Annotated in this window: 26 protein-coding genes and 1 pseudogene; 10 read left to right on the top strand and 17 right to left on the bottom strand. The window is 38.5% G+C overall.

What is annotated here, in order from left to right; genetic code table 11:
- The first annotated feature begins 26 nt into the window (after positions 1-26).
- Positions 27-275, top strand: a complete 249-nt coding sequence (locus R8G33_08740; protein MDW3095744.1) for a GlsB/YeaQ/YmgE family stress response membrane protein — start codon at positions 27-29, stop codon at positions 273-275.
- Between the two features lie 135 nt (positions 276-410).
- Positions 411-647, top strand: coding sequence for a hypothetical protein (locus R8G33_08735; protein MDW3095743.1), 237 nt, complete (start codon positions 411-413; stop codon positions 645-647).
- On the opposite strand, the gene R8G33_08730 is transcribed toward R8G33_08735, so the two are convergent.
- On the bottom strand, positions 644-949 hold the full coding sequence (locus R8G33_08730) for an antibiotic biosynthesis monooxygenase family protein (protein ID MDW3095742.1): 306 nt from the start codon (positions 947-949) through the stop codon (positions 644-646). The two genes, R8G33_08735 and R8G33_08730, sit on opposite strands and share 4 nt — an antisense overlap.
- A gap of 130 nt (positions 950-1,079) precedes the next feature.
- Here R8G33_08730 and R8G33_08725 point away from each other — a divergent pair, with 130 nt between their 5' ends.
- The 3 genes from R8G33_08725 to R8G33_08715 are packed head-to-tail and all read left to right on the top strand — an operon-like array spanning position 1,080 to position 5,525.
- Positions 1,080-1,652, top strand: coding sequence for a TetR/AcrR family transcriptional regulator (locus R8G33_08725; protein ID MDW3095741.1), 573 nt, complete (start codon positions 1,080-1,082; stop codon positions 1,650-1,652).
- Complete coding sequence (locus R8G33_08720; GenBank protein ID MDW3095740.1) at positions 1,645-5,070, top strand: acyl-[ACP]--phospholipid O-acyltransferase; 3,426 nt, start codon at positions 1,645-1,647, stop codon at positions 5,068-5,070. The genes R8G33_08725 and R8G33_08720 overlap by 8 nt, the downstream gene beginning before the upstream one ends.
- Before the next feature lie 44 nt (positions 5,071-5,114).
- Entirely contained in the window at positions 5,115-5,525 is a 411-nt protein-coding gene (locus R8G33_08715; protein ID MDW3095739.1) for a hypothetical protein, read from the top strand.
- Here R8G33_08715 and R8G33_08710 read toward each other — a convergent pair.
- Entirely contained in the window at positions 5,518-6,360 is an 843-nt protein-coding gene (locus R8G33_08710; protein MDW3095738.1) for a lysophospholipid acyltransferase family protein, read from the bottom strand. The two genes, R8G33_08715 and R8G33_08710, sit on opposite strands and share 8 nt — an antisense overlap.
- 8 nt (positions 6,361-6,368) lie before the next feature.
- Positions 6,369-7,175, bottom strand: coding sequence for a 3'(2'),5'-bisphosphate nucleotidase CysQ (cysQ, locus tag R8G33_08705; protein ID MDW3095737.1), 807 nt, complete (start codon positions 7,173-7,175; stop codon positions 6,369-6,371).
- A gap of 55 nt (positions 7,176-7,230) precedes the next feature.
- Between cysQ and yrfG the strand changes: the two genes are divergently transcribed.
- Positions 7,231-7,911: a GMP/IMP nucleotidase gene (gene yrfG, locus R8G33_08700; GenBank protein ID MDW3095736.1), complete on the top strand. Its 681-nt coding sequence runs from the start codon at positions 7,231-7,233 to the stop codon at positions 7,909-7,911.
- Positions 7,912-7,925: 14 nt separating this feature from the next.
- On the opposite strand, the gene R8G33_08695 is transcribed toward yrfG, so the two are convergent.
- The 3 genes from R8G33_08695 to R8G33_08685 are packed head-to-tail and all read right to left on the bottom strand — an operon-like array spanning position 7,926 to position 9,092.
- Complete coding sequence (locus tag R8G33_08695) at positions 7,926-8,342, bottom strand: YkgJ family cysteine cluster protein (GenBank protein MDW3095735.1); 417 nt, start codon at positions 8,340-8,342, stop codon at positions 7,926-7,928.
- Positions 8,343-8,377: 35 nt separating this feature from the next.
- Positions 8,378-8,767, bottom strand: a complete 390-nt coding sequence (locus tag R8G33_08690; GenBank protein ID MDW3095734.1) for an MbcA/ParS/Xre antitoxin family protein — start codon at positions 8,765-8,767, stop codon at positions 8,378-8,380.
- A gap of 25 nt (positions 8,768-8,792) precedes the next feature.
- Entirely contained in the window at positions 8,793-9,092 is a 300-nt protein-coding gene (locus tag R8G33_08685; protein ID MDW3095733.1) for a segregation and condensation protein A, read from the bottom strand.
- A gap of 166 nt (positions 9,093-9,258) precedes the next feature.
- Here R8G33_08685 and R8G33_08680 point away from each other — a divergent pair, with 166 nt between their 5' ends.
- Entirely contained in the window at positions 9,259-9,723 is a 465-nt protein-coding gene (locus R8G33_08680; GenBank protein ID MDW3095732.1) for a TerB family tellurite resistance protein, read from the top strand.
- A gap of 77 nt (positions 9,724-9,800) precedes the next feature.
- Here the strand turns inward: R8G33_08680 and R8G33_08675 are convergent, their stop codons facing one another.
- From R8G33_08675 to R8G33_08660, 4 genes are all read right to left on the bottom strand, one after another.
- Positions 9,801-10,133 (bottom strand): HU family DNA-binding protein, encoded by a 333-nt coding sequence (locus tag R8G33_08675; GenBank protein ID MDW3095731.1) that lies wholly within the window; start codon positions 10,131-10,133, stop codon positions 9,801-9,803.
- Between the two features lie 326 nt (positions 10,134-10,459).
- Positions 10,460-11,008, bottom strand: a complete 549-nt coding sequence (locus R8G33_08670) for a YggT family protein (GenBank protein ID MDW3095730.1) — start codon at positions 11,006-11,008, stop codon at positions 10,460-10,462.
- Between the two features lie 3 nt (positions 11,009-11,011).
- Positions 11,012-11,851, bottom strand: coding sequence for a pyrroline-5-carboxylate reductase (proC, locus tag R8G33_08665; protein MDW3095729.1), 840 nt, complete (start codon positions 11,849-11,851; stop codon positions 11,012-11,014).
- 12 nt (positions 11,852-11,863) lie between these two features.
- Positions 11,864-12,559: a YggS family pyridoxal phosphate-dependent enzyme gene (locus tag R8G33_08660; GenBank protein MDW3095728.1), complete on the bottom strand. Its 696-nt coding sequence runs from the start codon at positions 12,557-12,559 to the stop codon at positions 11,864-11,866.
- A 260-nt stretch (positions 12,560-12,819) separates the two neighbouring features.
- Between R8G33_08660 and R8G33_08655 the strand changes: the two genes are divergently transcribed.
- The 3 genes and pseudogenes from R8G33_08655 (at position 12,820) to R8G33_08645 (ending at position 16,142) form a co-directional block, all read left to right on the top strand.
- On the top strand, positions 12,820-13,854 hold the full coding sequence (locus tag R8G33_08655; protein ID MDW3095727.1) for a type IV pilus twitching motility protein PilT: 1,035 nt from the start codon (positions 12,820-12,822) through the stop codon (positions 13,852-13,854).
- A gap of 26 nt (positions 13,855-13,880) precedes the next feature.
- The gene (locus R8G33_08650) at positions 13,881-15,047 is read left to right on the top strand and encodes a PilT/PilU family type 4a pilus ATPase (GenBank protein MDW3095726.1); all 1,167 of its coding nucleotides are present in this window, start codon (positions 13,881-13,883) and stop codon (positions 15,045-15,047) included.
- 27 nt (positions 15,048-15,074) lie between these two features.
- A pseudogene (locus R8G33_08645) lies at positions 15,075-16,142 on the top strand (PilT/PilU family type 4a pilus ATPase).
- A gap of 258 nt (positions 16,143-16,400) precedes the next feature.
- Here the strand turns inward: R8G33_08645 and R8G33_08640 are convergent.
- The 7 genes from R8G33_08640 to R8G33_08610 are packed head-to-tail and all read right to left on the bottom strand — an operon-like array spanning position 16,401 to position 21,864.
- Positions 16,401-17,273 carry a dihydroorotate dehydrogenase electron transfer subunit gene (locus tag R8G33_08640; protein MDW3095725.1) on the bottom strand — a complete coding sequence of 291 codons (873 nt, stop codon included), beginning with the start codon at positions 17,271-17,273 and terminating at the stop codon, positions 16,401-16,403.
- Positions 17,270-18,550, bottom strand: a complete 1,281-nt coding sequence (locus R8G33_08635; GenBank protein ID MDW3095724.1) for a dihydroorotase — start codon at positions 18,548-18,550, stop codon at positions 17,270-17,272. Before R8G33_08635 ends, R8G33_08640 begins: the two co-directional genes overlap by 4 nt.
- On the bottom strand, positions 18,547-19,467 hold the full coding sequence (locus tag R8G33_08630) for an aspartate carbamoyltransferase catalytic subunit (GenBank protein ID MDW3095723.1): 921 nt from the start codon (positions 19,465-19,467) through the stop codon (positions 18,547-18,549). The genes R8G33_08635 and R8G33_08630 overlap by 4 nt, the downstream gene beginning before the upstream one ends.
- Before the next feature lie 18 nt (positions 19,468-19,485).
- Complete coding sequence (gene pyrR / locus R8G33_08625; GenBank protein MDW3095722.1) at positions 19,486-19,986, bottom strand: bifunctional pyr operon transcriptional regulator/uracil phosphoribosyltransferase PyrR; 501 nt, start codon at positions 19,984-19,986, stop codon at positions 19,486-19,488.
- A complete protein-coding gene (gene ruvX / locus R8G33_08620) occupies positions 19,983-20,426 on the bottom strand; it encodes a Holliday junction resolvase RuvX (GenBank protein ID MDW3095721.1) in 444 nt (147 codons plus the stop codon). The genes pyrR and ruvX overlap by 4 nt, the downstream gene beginning before the upstream one ends.
- On the bottom strand, positions 20,419-20,988 hold the full coding sequence (locus tag R8G33_08615; GenBank protein MDW3095720.1) for a YqgE/AlgH family protein: 570 nt from the start codon (positions 20,986-20,988) through the stop codon (positions 20,419-20,421). The genes ruvX and R8G33_08615 overlap by 8 nt, the downstream gene beginning before the upstream one ends.
- 3 nt (positions 20,989-20,991) lie before the next feature.
- Positions 20,992-21,864 (bottom strand): energy transducer TonB, encoded by an 873-nt coding sequence (locus tag R8G33_08610; protein MDW3095719.1) that lies wholly within the window; start codon positions 21,862-21,864, stop codon positions 20,992-20,994.
- Positions 21,865-21,873: the final 9 nt, after the last annotated feature.

Raw genomic sequence — 21,873 nt, 5'->3', positions numbered from 1 at the left:
CTAATTATTAATACTGGAGAAATGCAATGGGGATTTTATCGTCGATAATTTTAGGTTTGCTGGTGGGCGCGTTAGCTAAGTGGATCATGCCTGGTAAAGATCCAGGAGGATTATTTATCACTATGGTGCTTGGCATGGCCGGTGCTATGATAGGCGGGTTCATTGGAACTCAGCTAGGTATCGGTGATGTCACTGGTTTTAATCTTGTTAGTATTGGACTTGCTACACTTGGTGCGATTATTTTGTTAATCATTTATCGTCTAATTACCAGATAGCATATTGTTTTAGAATTTTTGAATTCACATACACATTAATTTATGTGATACGGATAACATTTTTGAGAGTTTTAGATTAAGTATTAGTTAAATCAGCAGCTACCTATCTACAAGAATCAAAAGATAAGGAAAGTTATGTCTGATCCTATAATGCAAGCAGGTCTTCAAGGTATTCAAGGTGGTTTAGATCAATTTGGTCGCGCTGCAGGGCAAATTGCCTCTACATCTAATGCTTCATCATCAGCAAATAGTAATAACATTATTGATAGCTTAGTTGAGGTGAAGCAGGCCCAAAGTACTGTGCAAGCGTCTGCAGCAGTTATCAAAGTGGCAGATGAAACTTTAGGTTCTTTACTTGATGAGCTTGCTTAAGCTTTGGCACTGATAATAATAGTGTGTTGTTCTAAAGAGCCTTTTTTTGTAAAAGCATCTTCGGGCATAGGATTTTTGTGAGCAAGCTTAAAGTCCTCACTACCAACCCAGTTTTTAAAAGCAGCTTCATTATCCCATTCTGTATAAACAACATAAGGCACTTCATTAGACTGTGGCTTTAGTATCTGCATACGTTTAAATCCAGGTTGTTTATCGATTTGACCTGAGCGTTTTTGAAACCTATTTTCGAATTCTTGATGCCAGTCAGGGTGAACGAATACTCGGTTAGTTACAACAAACATAATAATTCCTAATAAAATTAATTACTTACTTTATGACAAATAGTGTGTCAGATTTTGAAAGAATTCACTAGCCTTGAAAATGAGTGAGCGCTCACTTACAATACAGCCATTGTGCTATTGAGTGCCGAAAATGAGTACACGAGATAAAATTGTTACTGCCGCAGTTGAATTATTTATAAAGCAAGGCATATCTAAGACAACAACCAAGGAAATTGCTGCATCTGCATCAGTCGCTGAGGGTTCAATATACCGCTATTTCCCAAGTAAAGAGCAACTTGCCTGGCAGGTATTTAAAGAATACCACCAATACTTGGCTACTCAGTTGCAGTTGTCTGTTGCTAAAGATAATCAACTAAAAGATAAAATTCATTCATTAGTGAGTTGTTTTCTAAAATTGGCAGATGATGATTGGTTGATGTTTAGTTATTACGTGACATCACAGCATACGCATATGAAAAATGTGTCTAAAGGCATGCTGACACCCTATCAAGTGATATATCAAATAATTGAGGAAGGTATAGAGGAAGGAGAGATAAAAACGACTGAAAAAAATATATTTACTGCAATGGTGATGGGAGCAGTACATCAAATAGCTATAAATAAAATTTACTTAAGGATTAGCGGTGATCTTTATCCACAGTGTGAATTGGTATCAGAAACAATAGTAAATATGACAATGATCAAAGGCAGTGATCATGAGTAATTTATTTAACTTGCTTGCTACTAGAAGATTTTCACCGTTATTCATTGTGCAGTTCATGGGAGCATTTAGCGATAATATATTCAAATCGGCATTATTAATTTTAATAACTTATAAATTTGCAAAAGCTTTGGGTATTGAAGCCTCGATACTCAATATGGTGGCTGCAGGAATTTTTATTTTACCATTTTTTTTGTTTTCTGCATTTGGTGGATTGCTGGCTGATAAATTTAGCAAACATATATTAATACGTTACATAAAAGCATTTGAATTTACTATTCTGCTAATTGCATCATATGCATTAATTAATGAACAAATATGGGTGCTACTTTCGTGTTTATTTTTAACTGGTATACAGTCAGCATTATTTGGCCCAGCGAAATATGGAATATTACCTGAACTGCTAAAGGAGCAAGAATTACTATCGGGTAATGCATTAGTTGAAGCAGGTACATTCTTATCAATATTATTGGGAACAATAGTCGGTGGACTATTAATATTAGGTGACTATGGAGGGATAACAATATCAGTAGTATTACTTTTATGTTCAGCAATTGGTTGGTTTTGTAGTTTTCTAATACCAAAAATTACAAGTGCCAATGCATCTTTAGCGTTAAATGCAAATATATTAAAACAAACATATGATGTGTATGCATTAGGAATAAAGCATTGGGAAATTAGACGGGTTATTTTTGCAATATCGTGGTTTTGGTTTTTAGGATATGTAATTCAATCACAGTTGAACCCATTAACAGCAACGGTGTTATTTGCAGATGAACAAGTAGCAGTAATGATGCTGGTAATGTTCACGGTGGGTATTGGAGTAGGTTCAATATTATGCAGTTTGATTATGGCGGGCGAGATTAGCGCAAGATATGTTCCATTTGCGGGTATTGCGATGTCATTATTTAGTCTGGATTTGTATTTTTCATTAGCTAATATTACTCAAAAAGCAGCAGATAATGAGCTCTATACAATAAACACATTCTTAAGTGATAAATACAATTGGAGAATATTATTAGACATGCTGCTGCTATCGGTGGCAGCAGGGTTTTATATAGTACCTTTGTACACTCTGCTACAAAAGAGAGTTGAAGACAAACTGCGTTCGCGTACTATTGCAGCAAATAATATATCCAATGCCATGTTCATGGTGGTCGCATCTATATTGGTAATAGGTGTTTTAAGTATTGGCTTTGGTATAGCGGATTTATTTTGGATGTTAGCTGTTCTTAATTTTATTGTAGCGATATATATAATGAAAATCATACCTAAGCAGTCACTAAAAACTCTCGGACGAATATTATTTAAATTATTATATAGGGTAGAGCTTAAGGGGGTTAAAAATTTCCCTAATGATTCTACACCTTATGTGATTGTTGCCAACCACACATCGTTTTTGGATGGCCCGTTGTTAATGAGTTATATGCCCGAGCTTCCTGTATTTGCAATTAATACTGATGTAAATAAAAAATGGTGGGCGAAAATATTCACACAGTTCTTTGAGATGTATCCATTGGACCCAACACAACCAATGGCAGTCAAGGGATTGGTGAAGATGCTTAAAAATGGCAGAAAAGTGGTGATATTTCCAGAAGGGAGAATTACCAACAATGGTAGCTTGATGAAAGTATATGAAGGTCCGGGCAAAATCGCCGAATTAGGCGGTGCAAAATTAATCCCTGTAAGAATTGATGGTGCAGAATATACAAATTTTGGCCGCCTTAAAGGATTGGTTAAAATAAAATGGTTCCCAAAAATTACAATTTCAATTTGTCCTCCAGTGGATATCGGTATACCTAAAGAAGTACGTGGTAGTGCAAGAAAGTTAGCACTTAGAAGAAAAGTATATGATGTTATGACAGACATGATGTATAGAACAACAAATACAGATGAGTCACTATATTATGCTTTAGTTAAATCAATTGATAAGTATGGTTCAAATCATGAGGTTCTAGAAGATGTAGAGAGAAAGTCAATCAGTCTTGGTAAAGTTTTAATAGGCAGCATTGTGCTGGGAAAAGCACTGTCTAAATATATGGTTAAGGGTGAGCATGTTGGCATGCTTTTGCCAAATGCTAATGCAACTGGAGTGACGTTTTATGCATTGCAAGGACTAGGTGTAGTGCCTGCTATGCTTAATTTTACAGTGGGTAAGAAAAGCATTACTTCGGCTTTAGATACTGCGAAAATTAATACTGTAATTACTTCGCGTAAATTTATTGAATTAGGACAGCTTGAAGAATTTGAAAATATTCTTAAAGAGAAAGTAAAAATTGTATATTTGGAGGATATTAAGCGAGAGATTGGAGTGCTAGATAAATTATTTGGAATATTTAAAGCGAAAACTAAAATTGGTATATACAAAAATTTATCATCAACTAAAGATCCTGCAGTTATATTGTTTACATCTGGTTCCGAAGGTTCTCCTAAAGGAGTAATGCTGAGCCATAAAAATTTATTATCAAATCAGGCACAAGTAAAATCATGTTTAGATTTTTCCTCAAAGGATAGATTTTTTAATGCATTGCCAGTGTTTCATTCGTTTGGCTTAGGCGTAGGCTTGGTATTGCCAATTTCAAGCGGCATAAAGACCTTTCTATATCCATCACCGCTGCATTATAAAATTGTTCCTGAGTTGATCTATGATACTAAGTCAACAGTAGTATTTGGTACGGATACTTTTTTAAGTGGTTATGCAACGCATGGTGATCCTGAAGATTTTCAATTTACACGCTATGTTATCGCCGGAGCAGAAAAACTAAAGACATCGACAAGAGAAATCTGGATGAATAAGTTTGGAGTGAGAATTTTTGAAGGATATGGTGTTACTGAAACATCACCCGCATTAAGTATAAATAATTATAGTTATTGTAAATTTGGCACAGTAGGCAGGATGTTCCCAGGCATAGAGGTTAAGTTAGATCCTGTACCTGGCATATCAGAAGGTGGCAGACTGTGGGTCAGGGGTAATAATATTATGATGGGGTATTTAAGAGCAGAAAATCCAGGGGTACTTGAGCCTGTTGTTGAGGGTTGGCATGATACTGGTGATATTGTTGATATAGATGATGAGGGTTTCATTAGTATTTTAGGTAGAGCTAAACGCTTTGCTAAAATAGGTGGTGAGATGGTTTCGCTGACTCAAGTTGAAGGGTGGCTATCAGCGTTGTGGCCAGAACAGTTACATTGTGTATGTGCGATAGCTGATGAACGAAAAGGTGAGAAGCTAGTGTTGGTGACAACACGGGAAAATGCTGATAGAAAAACAATTCAGCAGCATATTACATCGCTGGGAGGAGCTGAAATTATGGTGCCTAAAGAAATATTGTATATAGATCAAATTCCAGTTTTAGGTACGGGAAAATTAGATTATCCTTCTATACAGAAATTAGCCAATGAGAAAATTTCTATACATTGATAGAATTTAACTTAAGAACAAATGTATTCAATATAGGTATTATCATGAAAAAAATTTCAATGATGCTATTATCTTTTTTGTTGTCAGTTTCGATGCTGTCTGGTTGCAATAGTAATCCTAAGAAAGATGCAGAAGATTTAAAATACAAGGCTAAGGCTTATGGAAAGCTTATACGCTGGAAAGCTTATGAGGATGCAGCTAGCTATATTAAGACACGTGATGGTAGCAGTGTTGAGCTAAATACTAAGATACTTGATGAAATCAGAGTAACTAAATACGAAGTTGTTTCAATAGTCATGAATGAACAGCTCGATGAGGCTAGTGTCATTGCGGAAATTGCTTACTATCATGAAAGAGTGAATAGTGTTCACGATATTCGTGATAAACAAGTTTGGTGGAAAGATGAAAGTGGTGTTTGGTATATGGATGGCCAGTTGCCACCATTTATTAGGTAGTTGCGTGTTTCCATCGTTTATGTGTCCATAGCCATGAAGCTGGATTGTTTGAGACTAATTCTTCTACACAATTTATATATTTTTTAGTAAGAATATTTGCATCAAGAATTTTAGGATTTAAACTGAGATTTTTTGCAGTTGCTTGATAATGTCCCCTAGTAGTTTTTTCAATGGCAATAAAAAATGTAGGTAAACCAGATAGTTTAATTATTTTTTCACTACCAAGAAAAAATCGTGTTGTCTGGTTGAGAAAATCTACTTTTAATGATTGATCTCTTGATCGTGGCTCTAAGTCTGCCAGCATAGCAATTGAGCGGTTTGCACTTTTTCTTAGCACAACGTCTTTAGCTAACTTCTTGTAAGGTATTGGAGTGCTTTGGTGTCTTGAGCGCATTGTAAAGATAAATTTATCCAACGCCTTGGAATGAATAGGCTTATACACTGGATCTATAGCGAATCCATATTTTAAGTGTGCTGCGAAAGACACCCATTCTACAGGAGCGGTATGAGCCGTTAACATGAAGACAGATTGTCCATTCTGAACAAGATTTTGAATTTCTTCAAAACCTAGTAATGTCACTCTCGATTCTACTTCCGTATTAGATATCGTATTAGCTTTAATAGCCTCTAGAAGAGTATCTGTTAAATGTTGATATGCTGACTTCTGTATCGCTGTTATCTGTTTTGTGGTTTTATTGGGAAATGATCTACGTAAATTATTATAACTAATACTTCGTCGATACCTAGCAAGATGGAATAGAATAAAACAAGAAATATCTGATAAGAAATACAGTGTGTTAAAAGGAAGTCTTGAAAGTGCTTTATATATAAACATTAGTGTAATTATGTTGTGATATAGGTTTTCCAGTCTGTATTTTTATTTCCAAAAGCAAGGAATGATGGATTCAGCAAGGATTCTTTATTATACAACAAAGCATTCATATCTAATGTTGTCATATGCCCGCCTGACTGCTCAATGATGCATTGCGCTGCAGCTGTATCCCATTCCCAAGTTGGCCCAAATCTTGGGTAAATGTCTGCACTGCCATCAGCAACTAAACAAGATTTAATTGAGCTACCTCTGGCAATTAACTCATGCTTGCCCACATTGTCTAAGAATGCCTGCATTAACTTGCCATGGTGGGCACGGCTGCCACAGATTCGAGGTGTTGGGTGTGTACTATCAGTAACAGTTATTGTTATGGGTTCGCCTGATTGATCACACCGATATGCACTGTTTCCCACAGTTGAATAATAAAGTTGGTCAGAAATTGGTAAATAAATTGAACCAAGGATAGGTCGGTTATGGTGAATTAGAGCAATATTGACTGTAAAGTCAGGTCTGTTTTTAATAAATTCCCTGGTTCCATCAAGTGGGTCGATTAACCAGAAGGTGTCCCAGTGCTTGCGAATTTCATAGCTTATATTATCAGATTCTTCAGATATTCTAGGTATATCAGGTGTAAGGTTGTCTAGCTGTTGTTCGATGTGATCATTAGCAGCTAAATCTGCAGTAGTAACAGGTGATTTGTCATCTTTAATGTCAACATTATAAGATGACTGAAAAAATTCGCGAATAATACTCCCTGAAGCGCGTGCTACTTGGTTGATTTCTTGGCTTAGATTTTTTAGCTCACTGTTAGCAAACATTGTTACACTTTGTGCGGGTTATGAAGTTATTTCAATTAATAAAAAGCAAAACGTAATGAATGATAATCGCTCTTTAGATTGGGCTCAAATTAAAACTGTGTTCCTAGATATGGACGGAACATTAATGGACCTAGCATTTGATAATTATTTTTGGCATGAGTACGTGCCATCAATATACAGTAAAAATAGAGGGATGAATGATCTTAAAGCTAAACAACTATTATTAGATATGTATAAACGCGAGCGTGGAAATCTAACATGGTACTGCACTGATTATTGGTCTGAGCAACTGGATTTGGATATTAAACAGCTAAAGCAACAGGTTGCTTCAAAAGTCAGTTTATTTCCATTGGTCAGTGAGTTTCTTGTCTGGCTGCAAGAAAACGGCAAAAGATCAGTATTATTGACCAATGCACATATCGATAGTGTAGATATTAAAATGGAGCAAACAAGTATTCGCCCAATGTTCGATCGCGTTATTACTTCACATAGCTATGGCTATGCAAAAGAACATGATGAGTTTTGGCCATTATTAGCCGAAGATGAAGTCTATCAACGCGAATCCACACTACTAATTGACGATAACGTGTCTGTGCTGCAAGCAGCAGATCGATATGGAATAAAGCATCTACTTAGTGTACTTCAGCCAGATACCACGTTGCCGATCCAAGATACTAAAGGCTTCTTAGCTATAAATGGCTTTCATGACATCGTTGATGGATTGATAAAGAGCTAGAGTTGAGCAAACAGCTAACCGCGTTTCCAGTGTTTGAATTTTTTCTTGCAGTGTTTAAGTAACTCATCGTAATTGCGGAAATATAATTCAAAGCCCTCTTCTGACGGAGCGTCGAACTCACAATAATCATTAGTATGATCACGGCAAATTTGAGGTCGTACGTCATAAATCCCACAACCCCCTTGCGGTAATATATGCGTACATTTGCCCAGAATTAATAAGCACCAGCCTTCGTCATCTTGATAGGCTTCAATGTGCTCATGAGAGACTTGCCATAGTAAGTATTCGTAATCTTGTTTACTTCTGGGAGTATCGATAGGCTGAGTAACATAGGTGCAGCAGATTGAATTGGTGCAGAAACCACATTTGTTTTCTGGAGTTATCTCAATGCTGGGGTCTAAAGTAACTTTTATATCGTCGAGTCTTAACATAATGTGATAGCTAAATAGAGTTTATTGATAGTTGTTTATTGGGAGCCAGAGCGATCCCAAGCATAAGCGCAATCTAGTTCTGAACGTACTTCTAGCAACCCTTGGTCGCTATTTAACATTGTATCAATTGGCGTGTTGTTTTTAAATCTTCTATGGGGAGTGTTTAACCAGCGAGTACCCATTTGTAAGTTGCGCGGATAGGTTGTTCTCAGTGCATCTGCTATACCTGCTATATGCTCGATACGGGTAATGGTTTCTGCGTTCATTGGAAAGCTATCTCCATTGCGAAATTTTTCCAGGTGACGCGTACGTGTATTCTTAGGTAATGCTAATAACTGAATGATTTGTTTGCCTTCGATGCCCCAATCATCCATAAGTTGCATAGTCATTTGAGTAATAATTGCATTATCTTTGTTGATCTTCATGATCGCTTCATGTGGGGCAAGAGTCTTAGTCTGACTCAGATGGAGTATTAGATTTTTTTAATGCATCAATAGAAATGACAGAAGATTGCTTTGGTTCATCTGCGTATCTTGGCCTTTCTTTTATCTCCATGCCTGATTGTTCAGCAAGTTCATGTTCTCTGCTAGTGATTAGTGCAAAACACATGCGAATATCTTCGCGGGTGTTCTCTGATAATACGTGTTTCATTCCAGGATTTGGGGTCGTTTCACGGATAATTGCAGATAAAACTTTCCTCATTACAAGTAGAGTGCGCTGTTCTTTTCCAGGTTTATTATCTGATTGCATGTGCTTAATTATATTGTATATTGTGACTATAACTTAAATTAATTCAAGCATAGCATGATCAATTAATCCTCGCTCAGGCAAGTTAACTGAAATAGTGATATAAGAATTATCTAAAGTGAAATGCCGTAAGATCTAACATTAATGTCATGCCCTATGAAATAATAAGATGTTAAATAAAATTAATCAGTGGTTGGAATCAACACTAAATATTGGTGTTCAAAGTGATAGTGAGCAGCATACGACTGAATTAGCTGCAGCTATTCTACTTATAGAGGTGAGTCGTGCTGATTTTGAAATATCTAAAGATGAGCAAAAAATAATTGGTAATGTGTTGACCCAGCAGTTTTCGCTCAGCTCGAATGAAGCCGATAAAGTTTTACAATATGCGTTACAGGAACATGATGAATACTCATCTTCGCATCCATTTATAAGACTCATTAATGAAGAGTTAGATGCCCAGGCCAAACTTGGCTTGTTGAAAGGGTTATGGAGTGTCGCTTATGCGGATGGAGTATTGGATAAGTACGAGGAGTATCACATTCGAAAAATAGCTGACTGGCTATATCTTTCTCATGCTGATTTTATTCGAGTAAAGCATCAAGTACTAGAAAAACTAAATATCAAGGAATAGACAGTTTTTATATAAGCATAGCCGCAAGTGAAGTAATAAATCGCTTGCGGCTTAAGCTATTAGACTTGAATCTGGTTTTATACCATATCTTTTAAGCCTTTAAGAGGTAGTACTTTGACTGCTTTGCGAGCAGGTTTTGCTTTAAATACAGTCTCTTCACCAGTGAAAGGGTTGATGCCTTTACGAGCTTTAGTGGCAGGCTTCTTAACAACCTTGATCTTACATAGACCAACCATATTAAATAAACCAGAGCCTCTAGGTTTTAATTCCTTAGCAATAAGACCTTCTAATGCAGTAAATACTGATGCAACTTGCTTTCTAGTCAATTCAGTTTCTTCTGCGACGGAGTTTAAGATTTCAGACTTGGTAGGTGGTTTTTTTACTGCTGCGGCTTTCTTTTTAACGGCCATTAAATATTCCTCTAATGTGAGTTTATAAGTACGTAAAGTGAGACGGCATATTGCTATATACCATCAAATTGTAGTTATCTCTTAACGACTAAATTTATAATTATTGTGCGTTGCTGAATTGTACACAAGGATTTAGAGAATGCCAATTTTATCCTGCTATTTAAGCATTTCCTGAAATTGTAGAAAAATTGAATAGCGCGAATTTATTTTTCAGTTATACCTAGTATGAGGTTTTAAAAGAAATCTATAAGCCAAAATAAGATACTTAATGTGCTCTATTAAGATATATATGCAAGCTTGTAGATTTAATAGCTGTTAATGAGAAATTAAATTGAACGCAAAGCAATCAGTACCGAATAAAGAAATAAAATAACAGCCATGGCTGATAGATCAAACATGCCTATGGGAGGAATAACTTTGCGTGCAGGAGCTAATATTGGCTCTGTAATCGAATTTAATATAGATAATATTGGATTGTGACCCATATTCATGCCTGCGAACCAACTTAGAATTGCTCTAATTATCACTGCGTATAAAAATATAGATACGATCAAAATTATAACTTGGAGTATGGTGTTGACGATTAAAACGCCAATGCCTGGTTGTATTCCTCTTATAAGCATTAGTAAAAATAATTCTAAAGCTTTTAATCCAAATATCATCACCCAGCTTGCGGTATCGATAGGGCCGATACTAGGCAAGATTTTTCTAAGTGGCACCAACACTGGATTCGTGATGGTCACTAAGAACTGAGATATCGGATTATAAAAATCTGCACGTGTGGCAGATAAGATTACACGGAGTACTACTGCACCTATATATAAGGTAAATAATGTATGAATCAAGAATATGAGTACATTGTTTGCTGCGTGCATTGATTATTCCTTATTGAAAGTTTGACTAATTTCGCCAGCTCTCTCAGCTGCCGCTTTTAGCGCGCTATCTACTGTGTTTTTCATGTCTTTATCGATAAAGCAATTTATGGCTTTTTCGGTGGTCCCACCCTTGGATGTGACATTGGCGCGCAGAGTTTTAAATTCAATGTCCTGCTGCTGGGCCAGCTGTGCTGCACCAAGCATAGTTTGTAATGTAAGCAAATAACTGTCTTGAGAATTTAATCCTAATGACATTCCACTTTCCTGTAGGCATTCCATGAAGTAAAAAAGATATGCGGGGCCACTGCCTGATAAGGCAGTAACGGCATCTAGCATGCATTCTTTATCCACCCACAATGTCTTACCAATAGAGCTTAAAATTTGATCGGCTAATTCTCTATCAGGGGGAGCAATTTTTTGCGAGCAATATAATCCAGTCATACCTAATCCAATAGCTGCTGGTGTATTGGGCATACATCGGACTATGGACGCTTTAGCGCCAAGCCAATTTTGAAATGCATTTATAGGGACACCTGCAGCAATTGAAATAAATAGAGTGTTGGTAGGTAGATTAGCAGTAGACAGCTGTTGGCAGAGAGATGACATATCATCAGGTTTTACTGCTAGCAAGACAACTTTGGGTGTCGATGTTAATTCAGAAGGGTCGCTAATAATATGGCTATCTGGGAATTTCTCTTTCAGAAAACGATGTCTATCAGAATCAAGATCACAAAAAGTTACTTGATTTGCTGGCCAGTTCCGCGCGATTAAACCAGCTGCAATACTGCTACCCATATTGCCTGCGCCTACCATTAAAATTGATGGATAATGTGTATTAGTCATAGCGGTATTGTTTCATGAGTAGTTGCGTGGGCCAAATATAGATGTACCTATGCGGACCATAGTGGAGCCACAGGCGATGGCAGCCTGGTAATCGTTGCTCATCCCCATTGACAGCGTGTCTACATCTAACTTTTGCTCTTTTAGGTCTTTCAGTAAATCAGCCATTTTTTTGAATGCGATAGATTGTTGCTCAAAATTTTTGGTTGCACTAGGGATAGCCATCAGACCGCGCAAGTTTAAATTAGGTAGTGCCTCTACTGACCTAGCTAATGGTAATAGGTCTTCAGGGAAAATGCCGGATTTACTTATTTCGTTATCGATATTAATTTGCAAGCATACATTCAGAGCTGGCAGTGTCGATGGTCGCTGATTATTAAGGCGAACAGCAACTGATTCTCTGTCTATGCTGTGTACCCAGCTAAAATTTTGCGCGATTAATTTGGTTTTATTCTTCTGGATAGGACCGATGAAATGCCAAATAAGCCCAATATCGGTAATTTCTGTTATCTTATCGACAGCTTCTTGCACATAGTTCTCACCAAAATGAAGTTGTCCATTTGCAGCTAGTTCAAAAATTTCTTCTGCGCTTCGTGTTTTGCTTGCGGCAATTAAACATACTTCACCTTCGTTACGATGATAAAGACTCTCTGAATCTCGAATCTGTTGCCTTACTGCATTGAGATTGCTGGCTAGATTTTGTGTTGTCATGGTTTAGTTGCAAGAAATTTATTGTGATTAACAAATGCTAGATCAATGTACAACAGTGCGTTATGCCTACTGTAGTGGCTCTGTTTATCGTTACAATGCGTTTGCTTGTCGCATACTAGCGCCTAATTACGCGAATCGTCCGAGTGACGTTATATAGTAGTCATCTATAGATTGGCTGTGCCTAAAATTTCCAGCATTTGAGGTGCTACCAAAATCATAATGTACACCGGATTGTATAGCGTAACCTGAAAGGAGTCTAAGTGGATATATCACAACTGTTGGCTTTCTCTGTAAAGAATGGAGCCTCAGATCTGCATCTTTCCGCTGGTGTTCCGCCGATGATTCGTGTCGACGGAGATGTGCGAAGAATAAACGTTCCTGTGATGGAGCATAAGCAGGTTCATTCAATGGTGTATGACATCATGAATGATAAGCAACGTAAAGATTATGAAGAGTTTTTAGAAACAGATTTCTCATTTGAGATTCCTGGTTTAGCTCGATTCCGTGTTAACGCCTTTAATCAGAGTCGTGGAGCAGGAGCAGTATTTAGAACTATTCCAACTAATATCCTAACTCTTGAAGAGCTAGATTGTCCGAGGATATTTGCAGACGTATCTACATACCCACGTGGTTTGGTATTGGTGACTGGCCCAACCGGCTCTGGCAAGTCAACAACCTTGGCCGCAATGATTAATCATAAAAATGAAAATGAATACGGCCATATTCTTACTATCGAAGATCCCATCGAATTTATACATGAAAGCAAGAAGAGTCTTCTTAATCAGCGTGAAGTTCACCGTGACACATTAGGATTTAATGAAGCATTAAGATCTGCATTGCGTGAAGACCCTGACACTATTTTAGTGGGCGAGCTGCGCGACCTGGAAACAATTCGTCTTGCATTAACTGCAGCTGAAACAGGCCACTTAGTATTTGGAACATTGCACACTAGTTCTGCAGCTAAGACAATCGATAGAATTGTTGATGTATTTCCAGCGACTGAAAAGGATATGGTGCGTTCAATGCTCTCGGAGTCATTACGCGCTGTGATATCTCAAACGCTATGTAGAAAGATAGGCGGTGGGCGAATCGCCGCGCATGAAATTATGCTGGGTTCCCCAGCAATTCGAAATTTAATTCGTGAAGATAAAGTTGCGCAAATGTATTCATCAATACAGACGAGCCAAAATGCTGGAATGCAAACACTTGATCAATGCTTAAAAGAGATACAAGCAAAAGGTTTGATCAGTAAAGAAGAAGCGCGGCGTCGTGCTGCTAATAAAGATGATTTTTAATATAATATAAGATTAGTGTAGAGATAATGGATAGAGATAAGGCCATAACATTTATGCATGACCTGCTGCAAAATATGCTGCAAAAAGGTGGGTCTGATTTATTTATAACAGTCGGAGCGCCACCATCAATGAAACTTGATGGAAAGATGACACCCATAACTAATCAGCCTCTCACTGCATCACATGCTCAAGTCTTAGTACGTTCGATCATGAATGATCGGCAAATCCGTGAATATGAAGAAACGCAAGAATGTAACTTCGCAATAAGCTTACCCAATATTTCACGCTTTCGTGTCAATGCATTTATGCAAAGAAATAGTTCTGGCATGGTGTTGCGGGTAATTAACGCAGAAATACCAGGAATAGAAGAGTTGAGATTGCCAAATATCATTAAGGATATTTCCATGACCAAAAATGGTTTGGTGATATTTGTAGGCGGTACGGGTTGTGGTAAATCAACCTCGCTAGCCTCAATGTTAGGCTATCGTAATGAACATAGCCAGGGACATATTGTAACTATCGAAGACCCTATAGAGTTTGTACATAAACATCGGAACTGTATTGTCACTCAACGTGAGGTTGGTGTTGATACTGAAACATTTGAGATTGCACTAAAAAATACTTTGCGGCAGGCACCTGATGTAATCTTAATTGGTGAGATACGAGATCGCGAAACGATGGAATACGCGGTTTCATTCGCAGAAACTGGTCACTTATGTTTAGCGACATTGCACGCTAATAGCACTAACCAAGCATTAGATAGAATAATTAACTTCTTCCCGGAAGAAAGACGTGCTCAATTGTTGATGGATCTCTCATTAAACCTCAAAGCAATTGTGTCACAACGATTATTACCGATTAAAGATTCTGAGGGACGTGTCCCAGCTATTGAAATCTTAATCAACTCGCCGTTGATGGCTGATCTTATTTTTAAAGGCGATGTTCCTAAGATGAAGGCATTGATAGCTAAATCTAGAGAGCTGGGTATGCAGACATTTGATCAGCATCTATTTGACTTAATTGAAGAGGATTTAATTACTGTTGAAGATGGCTTGCGCAATGCAGATTCAGTTAACGATTTGCGTCTACGATTGAAGTTAGAGGGTAAGAAATCAAAAGCGACGGATTTACTAGATGGTTTAGAAGAGTTGACTGTTGAAGAAGATGCTCAAGAATCAGGTTTGGTCGGTTAGTTAAAAATAAATAAAGTGATTTAAATCATGACAGTTAACCCATATTTGAAACTCATGGCGGAAAAAGCCGCATCAGATTTATTTTTCACTACAGGTGCGCCTGTTGGTATGAAATTAAATGGGGTAACACAGCGAATTTCTAAAACGCCATTGCAGCCTGGTGCAGCCAAGAAGATTGCATATGAAATCATGAGCGATCAACAAATCAAAGAATTTGAACTAACCAAGGAAATGAACCTAGGTATTTCAATAATGGGCGGCGGTCGATATCGGGTTAATATTTATTACCAGCGTGGGGAAGTGTCGCTGGTGATTCGCTATATCAAACATGAGATTCCTTCGCTCGAAAAGTTAGGCCTTCCTGAAGTTTTACGCAGTCTGGTGATGAAACAAAATGGTTTGATTTTAGTAGTAGGGTCAACTGGTTCTGGTAAGTCTACCTCTTTAGCTTCAATGATAGAGCATCGAAACCATCAACAAAGTGGTCATATTCTTACCATTGAAGATCCTATTGAGTATATATTTACCCATAAGAAATCAATTATTGGGCAGCGTGAAGTGGGTTTGGATACCTTGTCGTATGATAATGCTTTGCGTGAAGCTATGCGTGAAGCCCCAGATGTAATTATGATTGGGGAGGTTCGTGATCGTGCAACCATGGAAGCGGCTATGTCATATGCAGATACAGGCCACTTGTGTTTAACTACATTACACGCTGTAAATGCTAACCAAGCGTTAGATCGTATTATTAATTTTTTCCCTACTGATGCGAGAAATCAGATTCTAATGGATCTGTCGCTGAACTTAGCAAGTATTATTTCTCAGCGTCTTATCCCATCTACTGATGGTGGACGTATACCCGCAGTAGAGGTGTTGCTAAATACGCCTTATATATCTGAGCTGGTGCGCAAAGGGGAGTTTGGTGGCATTAAAGAAATTATGGAGAAAGGTGCGGCTGTAGGCATGCAAACCTTTGATCAGTGTTTGCATGAGTTATTTAAGTCTGAAAAGATCACTATGGATGATGCGCTTAACTTCGCAGATTCTCGTAGTAATCTAGAATGGCAAATCAACTTTGGTGGCGGTGTTAAGAGTGTTGGTGAGCATGATAGCCATGCGGACTTAGTGCTGAACTCAGATAGTCTTGCTGATGATAAAAGTGTTAATCCTTCTGAATCAGTGCCTGACTTAAGCGAGCTGCAGTTGAATGAAGAAGGGCAAGAAGAATTAAAGTCGTTTTCAGATGTGAGCTTAGATATTGATTTAAATAAAGATGCCATCGAAGATGATGACGATGATGATTTCTTTGATTCGGTTAAATCTATGTTCAGTGATGATAAGCCATCTAAAAAGCTATAACGGATAAACTGCGTTAGCATCAAATATTGGTCCATCAACACAGACACGTTTCATCTGACGTTGACCGGCGTCATTAGTGATTTCTACAGTGCATCCTGCGCACCCCCCAACTGCACAAGCCATAAATTCTTCTAGAGATAGTTGACAGGGGAGTGAAAACTGTTGGCTTAGTTTGGCAACTGCTTCAAGCATAACGCTAGGCCCACATGCAAATATTTCAATACCTTCTCGTTCTTGTTCCGATAAACCTTGTAACCAAATTAGCGCAAGTTCATGGATATATCCTTCAAAGCACCCAGGGTAATTTTGTTTGCTAGTTAGTCGAGAAGGAATGCTGAGATCCTCTAGCAACGTCATAGAAGCAATTGCTTCACTGGGTAATGAGTCTATTAAAATTTTTGAAGGTTGTACTTTGAAAGGAAACGGTATCTCTGAGCCCATAATCACCATTGGTGTAATATGATTCTTCTTCAGTTGTTCTGCGAAAAATAAAATTGGTGGGATACCAACTCCTCCTCCAAGTAATAAAGGCTGTTTGGTATCTTTAGAAACTGCAAATGTGTTACCGATAGGCCCCATACAATGTAAATTATCTTCTGGTTTTATTTTGCTTAATTGTTCGGTGCCCGATCCAACAACTTTATATAAGATTTCAATCCAACCTTCATCTTTAGAGCTGCGCAACACTGAAAATGGGCGTTTCAAGCTATATTTTTCACGGCTGCAACTCAAGTGAATGAAGTTGCCAGGTTGGACAGTTTTAGCACATTCTGGGGTGTGCAAGCGTAACAAGTATTGTCCTTCAGGCAGTGTTTCATGCTCTAGCACGCGCGCATTTTCAGCATATATAGAAGGGCTGTTGATCATGATTGAGTTTTAAAAACAAGTTTGCCATCGACGAAGGTATGAGTGACTTTACCTTTGAACGTCTTATTTAAGAATGGAGTGTTTTTACCTTGACTGTGCATGGTTTGTGGATTGAGCTTCCATTCAATTGCGGGGTCACAGATGCATAAATCAGCTTTATGCCCTGGAGTTAAACTGCCTGCATTGATGTTAAGTAACTTGGCAGGCTTATTCGTTAGCAGTGAAATTACATCTACTAAGCTAGCAACTTCATCTTTGACTAACTGCAGTGTCAGCGGCAACAGGGTTTCTAATGCTGAGATACCAGGTTCGGTAGATGCAAATGGTGCTAGTTTTGCGTCATGTTCGTGAGGCTGATGATCCGAGCATAAACCAACAAGAATTTCGCTGTGTAATTTACGTCTTAAACCTGCGACATCTGTCTTACCTCTGAGTGGGGGCAACATATGGTAGTTTCCATCGAAATCTACAATGTCCATATCACTTAAAAATAATTGATGTGCACTAATGTCAGCGCTAATGGGTGCGCCGTCAAATTTAGCTCGTTCTAACATTTGCAAGGAACGTTGAGTTGATAGTCGGCAGAAATGTACTCGTACTCCGGTTTGCTCAATAAGTGCTAAGCAAGAGCCCACCGCAGCAGTTTCTGCAGCTGTGGGGATACCAGTAAGCCCCATTCTAGTGGCTGACATGCCTTCATGGATACAACCATTTGTAGCTAAATCGTGATCCATAGGGTGGTAAAATAATGTTAGGTCTTGGCTTGATGCATATTCCATTGCACGGCGTAACACTAAATTGTTCGCCATTGGATGCAGTACATTACTGACACCAACAACTCCTGCTTCTTTGAGTGCAGCCATTTCACTCAGCATGGAACCTTTCAGTTGTGAAGTTAATGCGCCAATGACATATACATGGCAATGACCGGTTGCATTTGTGCGTTGTTGTATCAGCTCAACTTCAGCGGGTGAGTTAATGGCTGGCTCTGTATCTGGTAAGCACACTACGGAGGTAATACCGCCACTGACTGCTGCATAAGTCTCGCTTGCAATAGTCGCTTTATGTTCTTGCCCAGGCTCTCTTAGCCGAGTTGCTATGTCAATAAGTCCCGGGAATAAATAACGATCTTTAGCGTCAATGATTTCGTCTGCTTGCCAATCTTTAGGTTTATCTCCTATAGCAGCGATAGTCTTATTATGAATATATAAGTTAGCAACTTTATTGATAGCATTTGCTGGATCAACAATGTGAGCGTTATTGATTTCTATTTTCATGACTGGCTTCCTGCCAACATTGACATGATTGCCATGCGCACCGCGATACTGTAAGAAACCTGTTCTAATATGACTGACTGCGAACCATCGGCCACTTCAGAGCTAATTTCTACTCCTCGATTAATTGGCCCTGGGTGCATAACGATAGCGTCCTTTGCTGCAAGTGCGACACGCTCTTTAGTCAAGCCAAATAAGTGGAAATATTCATGTTCGCTGGGCAGCAAGGCTCCCTGCATACGTTCTTTTTGCAAACGAAGCATAACGATAACGTCGACATCTTTTAAGCCAGATTCAATTTTGTGGAATACTTTTACACCTAAACTTTCAATGCGGGCAGGTAGTAGAGTGCGAGGTGCTATTACACGAATTTCTTTTGCGCCCAATGTGCGTAAAGCGTGAATTTGTGAGCGTGCAACACGAGAATGAAGTAAGTCGCCAACGATGGCGACTTTAAGATTTTCAAATCCACCTTTGATTTTGCGAATTGTATACATATCCAACATTGCTTGTGTAGGGTGAGCATGTCGCCCATCACCTGCATTGATGACGCTAATATGGGGGGAGATATGTCGAGATAAGAATTCAGCGGCACCACTATCTTGGTGGCGAATAATAAACATATCAACATGCATGGCTTCTAGGTTGCGTAATGTATCCAGCAAGCTCTCACCTTTGACGGTGGCAGATGAATTGATATTTATATTTAAAACGTCGGCAGACAATCTTTTTGCTGCTAACTCAAAAGTAGTGCGGGTGCGGGTACTGGCCTCAAAGAATAAGTTAACTATAGTTTTTCCTCTGAGCAGAGGGACTTTTTTAACGGTTCCACCATCCACATTAGTAAAGGATTCAGCGGTATCTAAAATATTAGTCAACTGATCTTGGTTTAGCGATTCAGTTGTTAGAAAGTGTTGCATCCGTTATTCTGGCTTTGTTTAAGTCGCTGTGATGGTCTCAAGCTTTAGTGGCTTGGGTCCGGTTAGTTTTACATGCTGGTGAGGGGGTAGGTCAATTCTTTTACCAGCCACTCGCGCATCAATGGGTAATTCACGCCCACCGCGATCAATTAGTACGGCTAGATGTACGCTAGCCGGTCTCCCGTAATCAAATAATTCATTTAGTGCCGCGCGTACCGTTCGCCCCGTATGTAAAACATCGTCCACCAGAATGATATGCTCGTCAGTAATATCCAGAGGGATTTTAGATGGCTTAACTTCTGGGTTAAGGCCTAATCGACTGAAATCATCTCGATAAAATGAGATATCTAAGATGCCCATGGGTTTTTCCAAATTAAGTGACTTGTGTAAATGCTCAGCAATCCATATACCTCCAGTGTGAATACCAACAATTAATGGCTGATCTGTATCCAGATTTGTGACTAATTCCTGAGTCTGGCTGGTTAGGTGGCTAATTAATTCATCAACATTTAGGTTCATTTAGGTAGATTAACACTCATCCATGATTCCAACAAAATTGCTGCCGCAATTTGGTCAATATCCTGTTTATCTATTTTGCCTTTGCTGTTACGTCTTTTGTTTTTTAAGTGCAAATAGGCCTCATCTGAAGTAAGGGTTTCATCATGGGTAAAAACAGGGAGACCAAATTTGGTCGCTAGATCAGAGCAAAAGAGGTTTATTTTTTTACGCAAAGCTTTATTTTTTTCAATGTCGTCGGGTATTCCGACAATTAATTGGGTTGGCTGCCATTGTTTTATTAAATCTTCTATAAGTGCCCAATTTGGTTGCTTGTTGATGCTTGTAATAGTTGCTAATGGTCTAGCAATACCTGTAATACTTTGTCCTACAGCAATTCCTGTGCGACGTTCACCAAAATCAAATGCTATGTAAACTTGGTGTTGTGCAGTATTTTCAAGCATGTCCGGCCTGAGTGGTTAATAGATTTAGATCTATACCTAATCGCTTGCCTGCTTCAATCCACTGTATATTGGCAGGGGTTTCGAATACTAGTTTGTGTTCATAGTCAGTCGTTAACCATGAGTTAGCAGTGATCTCAGTCTCTAGCTGACCAGGAGACCAGCTTGCGTAGCCTAATGCAATTATTTGATTGTCCGGTCCTTCACCTTGAGCAATTTTTTCTATAATGCCTGTCGATGAAGAGAGGAATAATCGAGGTGCTATTTGTATACTAAGATCGTCATTGGTTTCGCAGTCATGCAGAATGAAGCCATGGTTAGTATCTACCGGCCCACCAGAATGAATTTTTATAGAATGTAGCGAATTATCTTTTTGTTTAGTTTTTTTAGCTTCCATTAATTCATGAATATCTAGGGATGTTGGCTGGTTGAGAACTATGCCCATTGCCCCCTCTTTAGCGCTATGTTCACAAATTAAAGTAATAGTTTTAGAAAAACTAGGATCGTATAGGGTCGGCATCGCTATAAGAATTTGCGAGCGTAAAGATGTGGATGGATCCGACACGTGTTATTGGGTGCTTAATATGTTGTTGCTGTGGTAAACCCATGTACGGGTAATCATTAATTGTTCGTACTGTTCTCGCATCTCGACAGGGAACTGTTTGTATGGAGAGGCTAGTTTAACTACTTTAATAGCTGCGTCATCTAATAATTTTTCTCCAGATTTCTGTTGCACAGTTGAAGATATTACCGAGCCATCATGATTTACAAGTACACTTAAAATCAAAGTGCCAGATAGTTTTTTCTGTTTTGCTTGGCTTGGGTAGTTAATATTGCCGATGATTTCAACCTTTTGAACCCAGTCTTTAATGTACTTTGCTTCTATTGCAGATTTTGCACTTAAGGTGTCAATATGATTGATGCGAGGACGTTTTGCATATAGCTGTTTTTCTCGACTTAATTCAGATACCAGCTGTGCGACATTTTGCTGATTTTTGCGCAGCTGTTTTTGATCAATTTTGGAGTTTTCTTGATTGGTTATACGACGGGAAAATTTTTCGCCATCAGGGTCATTTTGATGCAGCATCAGTTCGTTTTCTGCAGCACGTGTAGTATTTTTTGTCATTTCGGTACTGCTAGTTTGGTCATTACCTTGTAGTGCTTTTTTAGTCACTGAAGGAGAGGTCGGTCGTGCATCGAAATCGACGCTACCACTCTGTACTTGATTGTGTTCTGCGATCACCTTGGCATCTTCGGGAGCATCAACATTCTGTGTTTTAGTCAGAATAACCTCAATGGTAGAAGGAGGTGAGGAGTGATTTTTAATTAACTCAAAGCCCAAGCCTAAAATTATTAATGCGTGCAAAGCAATTGCAAACAATAGTGTAAAACTAATTCTATCGCTTGAAGATACTTTTGGGGCGGCAATGGTGGCTGTCATTTGGAGTGC

It is taken from the genome of Gammaproteobacteria bacterium (assembly GCA_033344735.1).
Lineage (GTDB): Bacteria > Pseudomonadota > Gammaproteobacteria > UBA4575 > UBA4575 > UBA1858.
This window is presented reverse-complemented; position numbering and strand designations above follow the sequence as displayed.

Bases quoted from the DNA above. Each gene is read 5' to 3' on its own strand.
- R8G33_08730 (MDW3095742.1), bottom strand. From the start codon at position 949: ATGTTTGTTGTAACTAACCGAGTATTCGTTCACCCTGACTGGCATCAA.
- R8G33_08720 (MDW3095740.1), top strand. From the start codon at position 1,645: ATGAGTAATTTATTTAACTTGCTTGCTACTAGAAGATTTTCACCGTTA.
- R8G33_08740 (MDW3095744.1), top strand. From the start codon at position 27: ATGGGGATTTTATCGTCGATAATTTTAGGTTTGCTGGTGGGCGCGTTA.
- R8G33_08680 (MDW3095732.1), top strand. From the start codon at position 9,259: ATGTTAAATAAAATTAATCAGTGGTTGGAATCAACACTAAATATTGGT.
- R8G33_08630 (MDW3095723.1), bottom strand. From the start codon at position 19,467: ATGCAACACTTTCTAACAACTGAATCGCTAAACCAAGATCAGTTGACT.
- R8G33_08695 (MDW3095735.1), bottom strand. From the start codon at position 8,342: ATGTTAAGACTCGACGATATAAAAGTTACTTTAGACCCCAGCATTGAG.
- R8G33_08685 (MDW3095733.1), bottom strand. From the start codon at position 9,092: ATGCAATCAGATAATAAACCTGGAAAAGAACAGCGCACTCTACTTGTA.
- R8G33_08610 (MDW3095719.1), bottom strand. From the start codon at position 21,864: ATGACAGCCACCATTGCCGCCCCAAAAGTATCTTCAAGCGATAGAATT.
- R8G33_08715 (MDW3095739.1), top strand. From the start codon at position 5,115: ATGAAAAAAATTTCAATGATGCTATTATCTTTTTTGTTGTCAGTTTCG.
- R8G33_08660 (MDW3095728.1), bottom strand. From the start codon at position 12,559: ATGACAACACAAAATCTAGCCAGCAATCTCAATGCAGTAAGGCAACAG.
- yrfG (MDW3095736.1), top strand. From the start codon at position 7,231: ATGAATGATAATCGCTCTTTAGATTGGGCTCAAATTAAAACTGTGTTC.
- R8G33_08735 (MDW3095743.1), top strand. From the start codon at position 411: ATGTCTGATCCTATAATGCAAGCAGGTCTTCAAGGTATTCAAGGTGGT.
- R8G33_08640 (MDW3095725.1), bottom strand. From the start codon at position 17,273: ATGATCAACAGCCCTTCTATATATGCTGAAAATGCGCGCGTGCTAGAG.
- cysQ (MDW3095737.1), bottom strand. From the start codon at position 7,175: ATGTTTGCTAACAGTGAGCTAAAAAATCTAAGCCAAGAAATCAACCAA.
- R8G33_08650 (MDW3095726.1), top strand. From the start codon at position 13,881: ATGGATAGAGATAAGGCCATAACATTTATGCATGACCTGCTGCAAAAT.
- R8G33_08690 (MDW3095734.1), bottom strand. From the start codon at position 8,767: ATGAAGATCAACAAAGATAATGCAATTATTACTCAAATGACTATGCAA.
- R8G33_08675 (MDW3095731.1), bottom strand. From the start codon at position 10,133: ATGGCCGTTAAAAAGAAAGCCGCAGCAGTAAAAAAACCACCTACCAAG.
- ruvX (MDW3095721.1), bottom strand. From the start codon at position 20,426: ATGCTTGAAAATACTGCACAACACCAAGTTTACATAGCATTTGATTTT.
- pyrR (MDW3095722.1), bottom strand. From the start codon at position 19,986: ATGAACCTAAATGTTGATGAATTAATTAGCCACCTAACCAGCCAGACT.
- proC (MDW3095729.1), bottom strand. From the start codon at position 11,851: ATGACTAATACACATTATCCATCAATTTTAATGGTAGGCGCAGGCAAT.
- R8G33_08670 (MDW3095730.1), bottom strand. From the start codon at position 11,008: ATGCACGCAGCAAACAATGTACTCATATTCTTGATTCATACATTATTT.
- R8G33_08635 (MDW3095724.1), bottom strand. From the start codon at position 18,550: ATGAAAATAGAAATCAATAACGCTCACATTGTTGATCCAGCAAATGCT.
- R8G33_08710 (MDW3095738.1), bottom strand. From the start codon at position 6,360: ATGTTTATATATAAAGCACTTTCAAGACTTCCTTTTAACACACTGTAT.
- R8G33_08725 (MDW3095741.1), top strand. From the start codon at position 1,080: ATGAGTACACGAGATAAAATTGTTACTGCCGCAGTTGAATTATTTATA.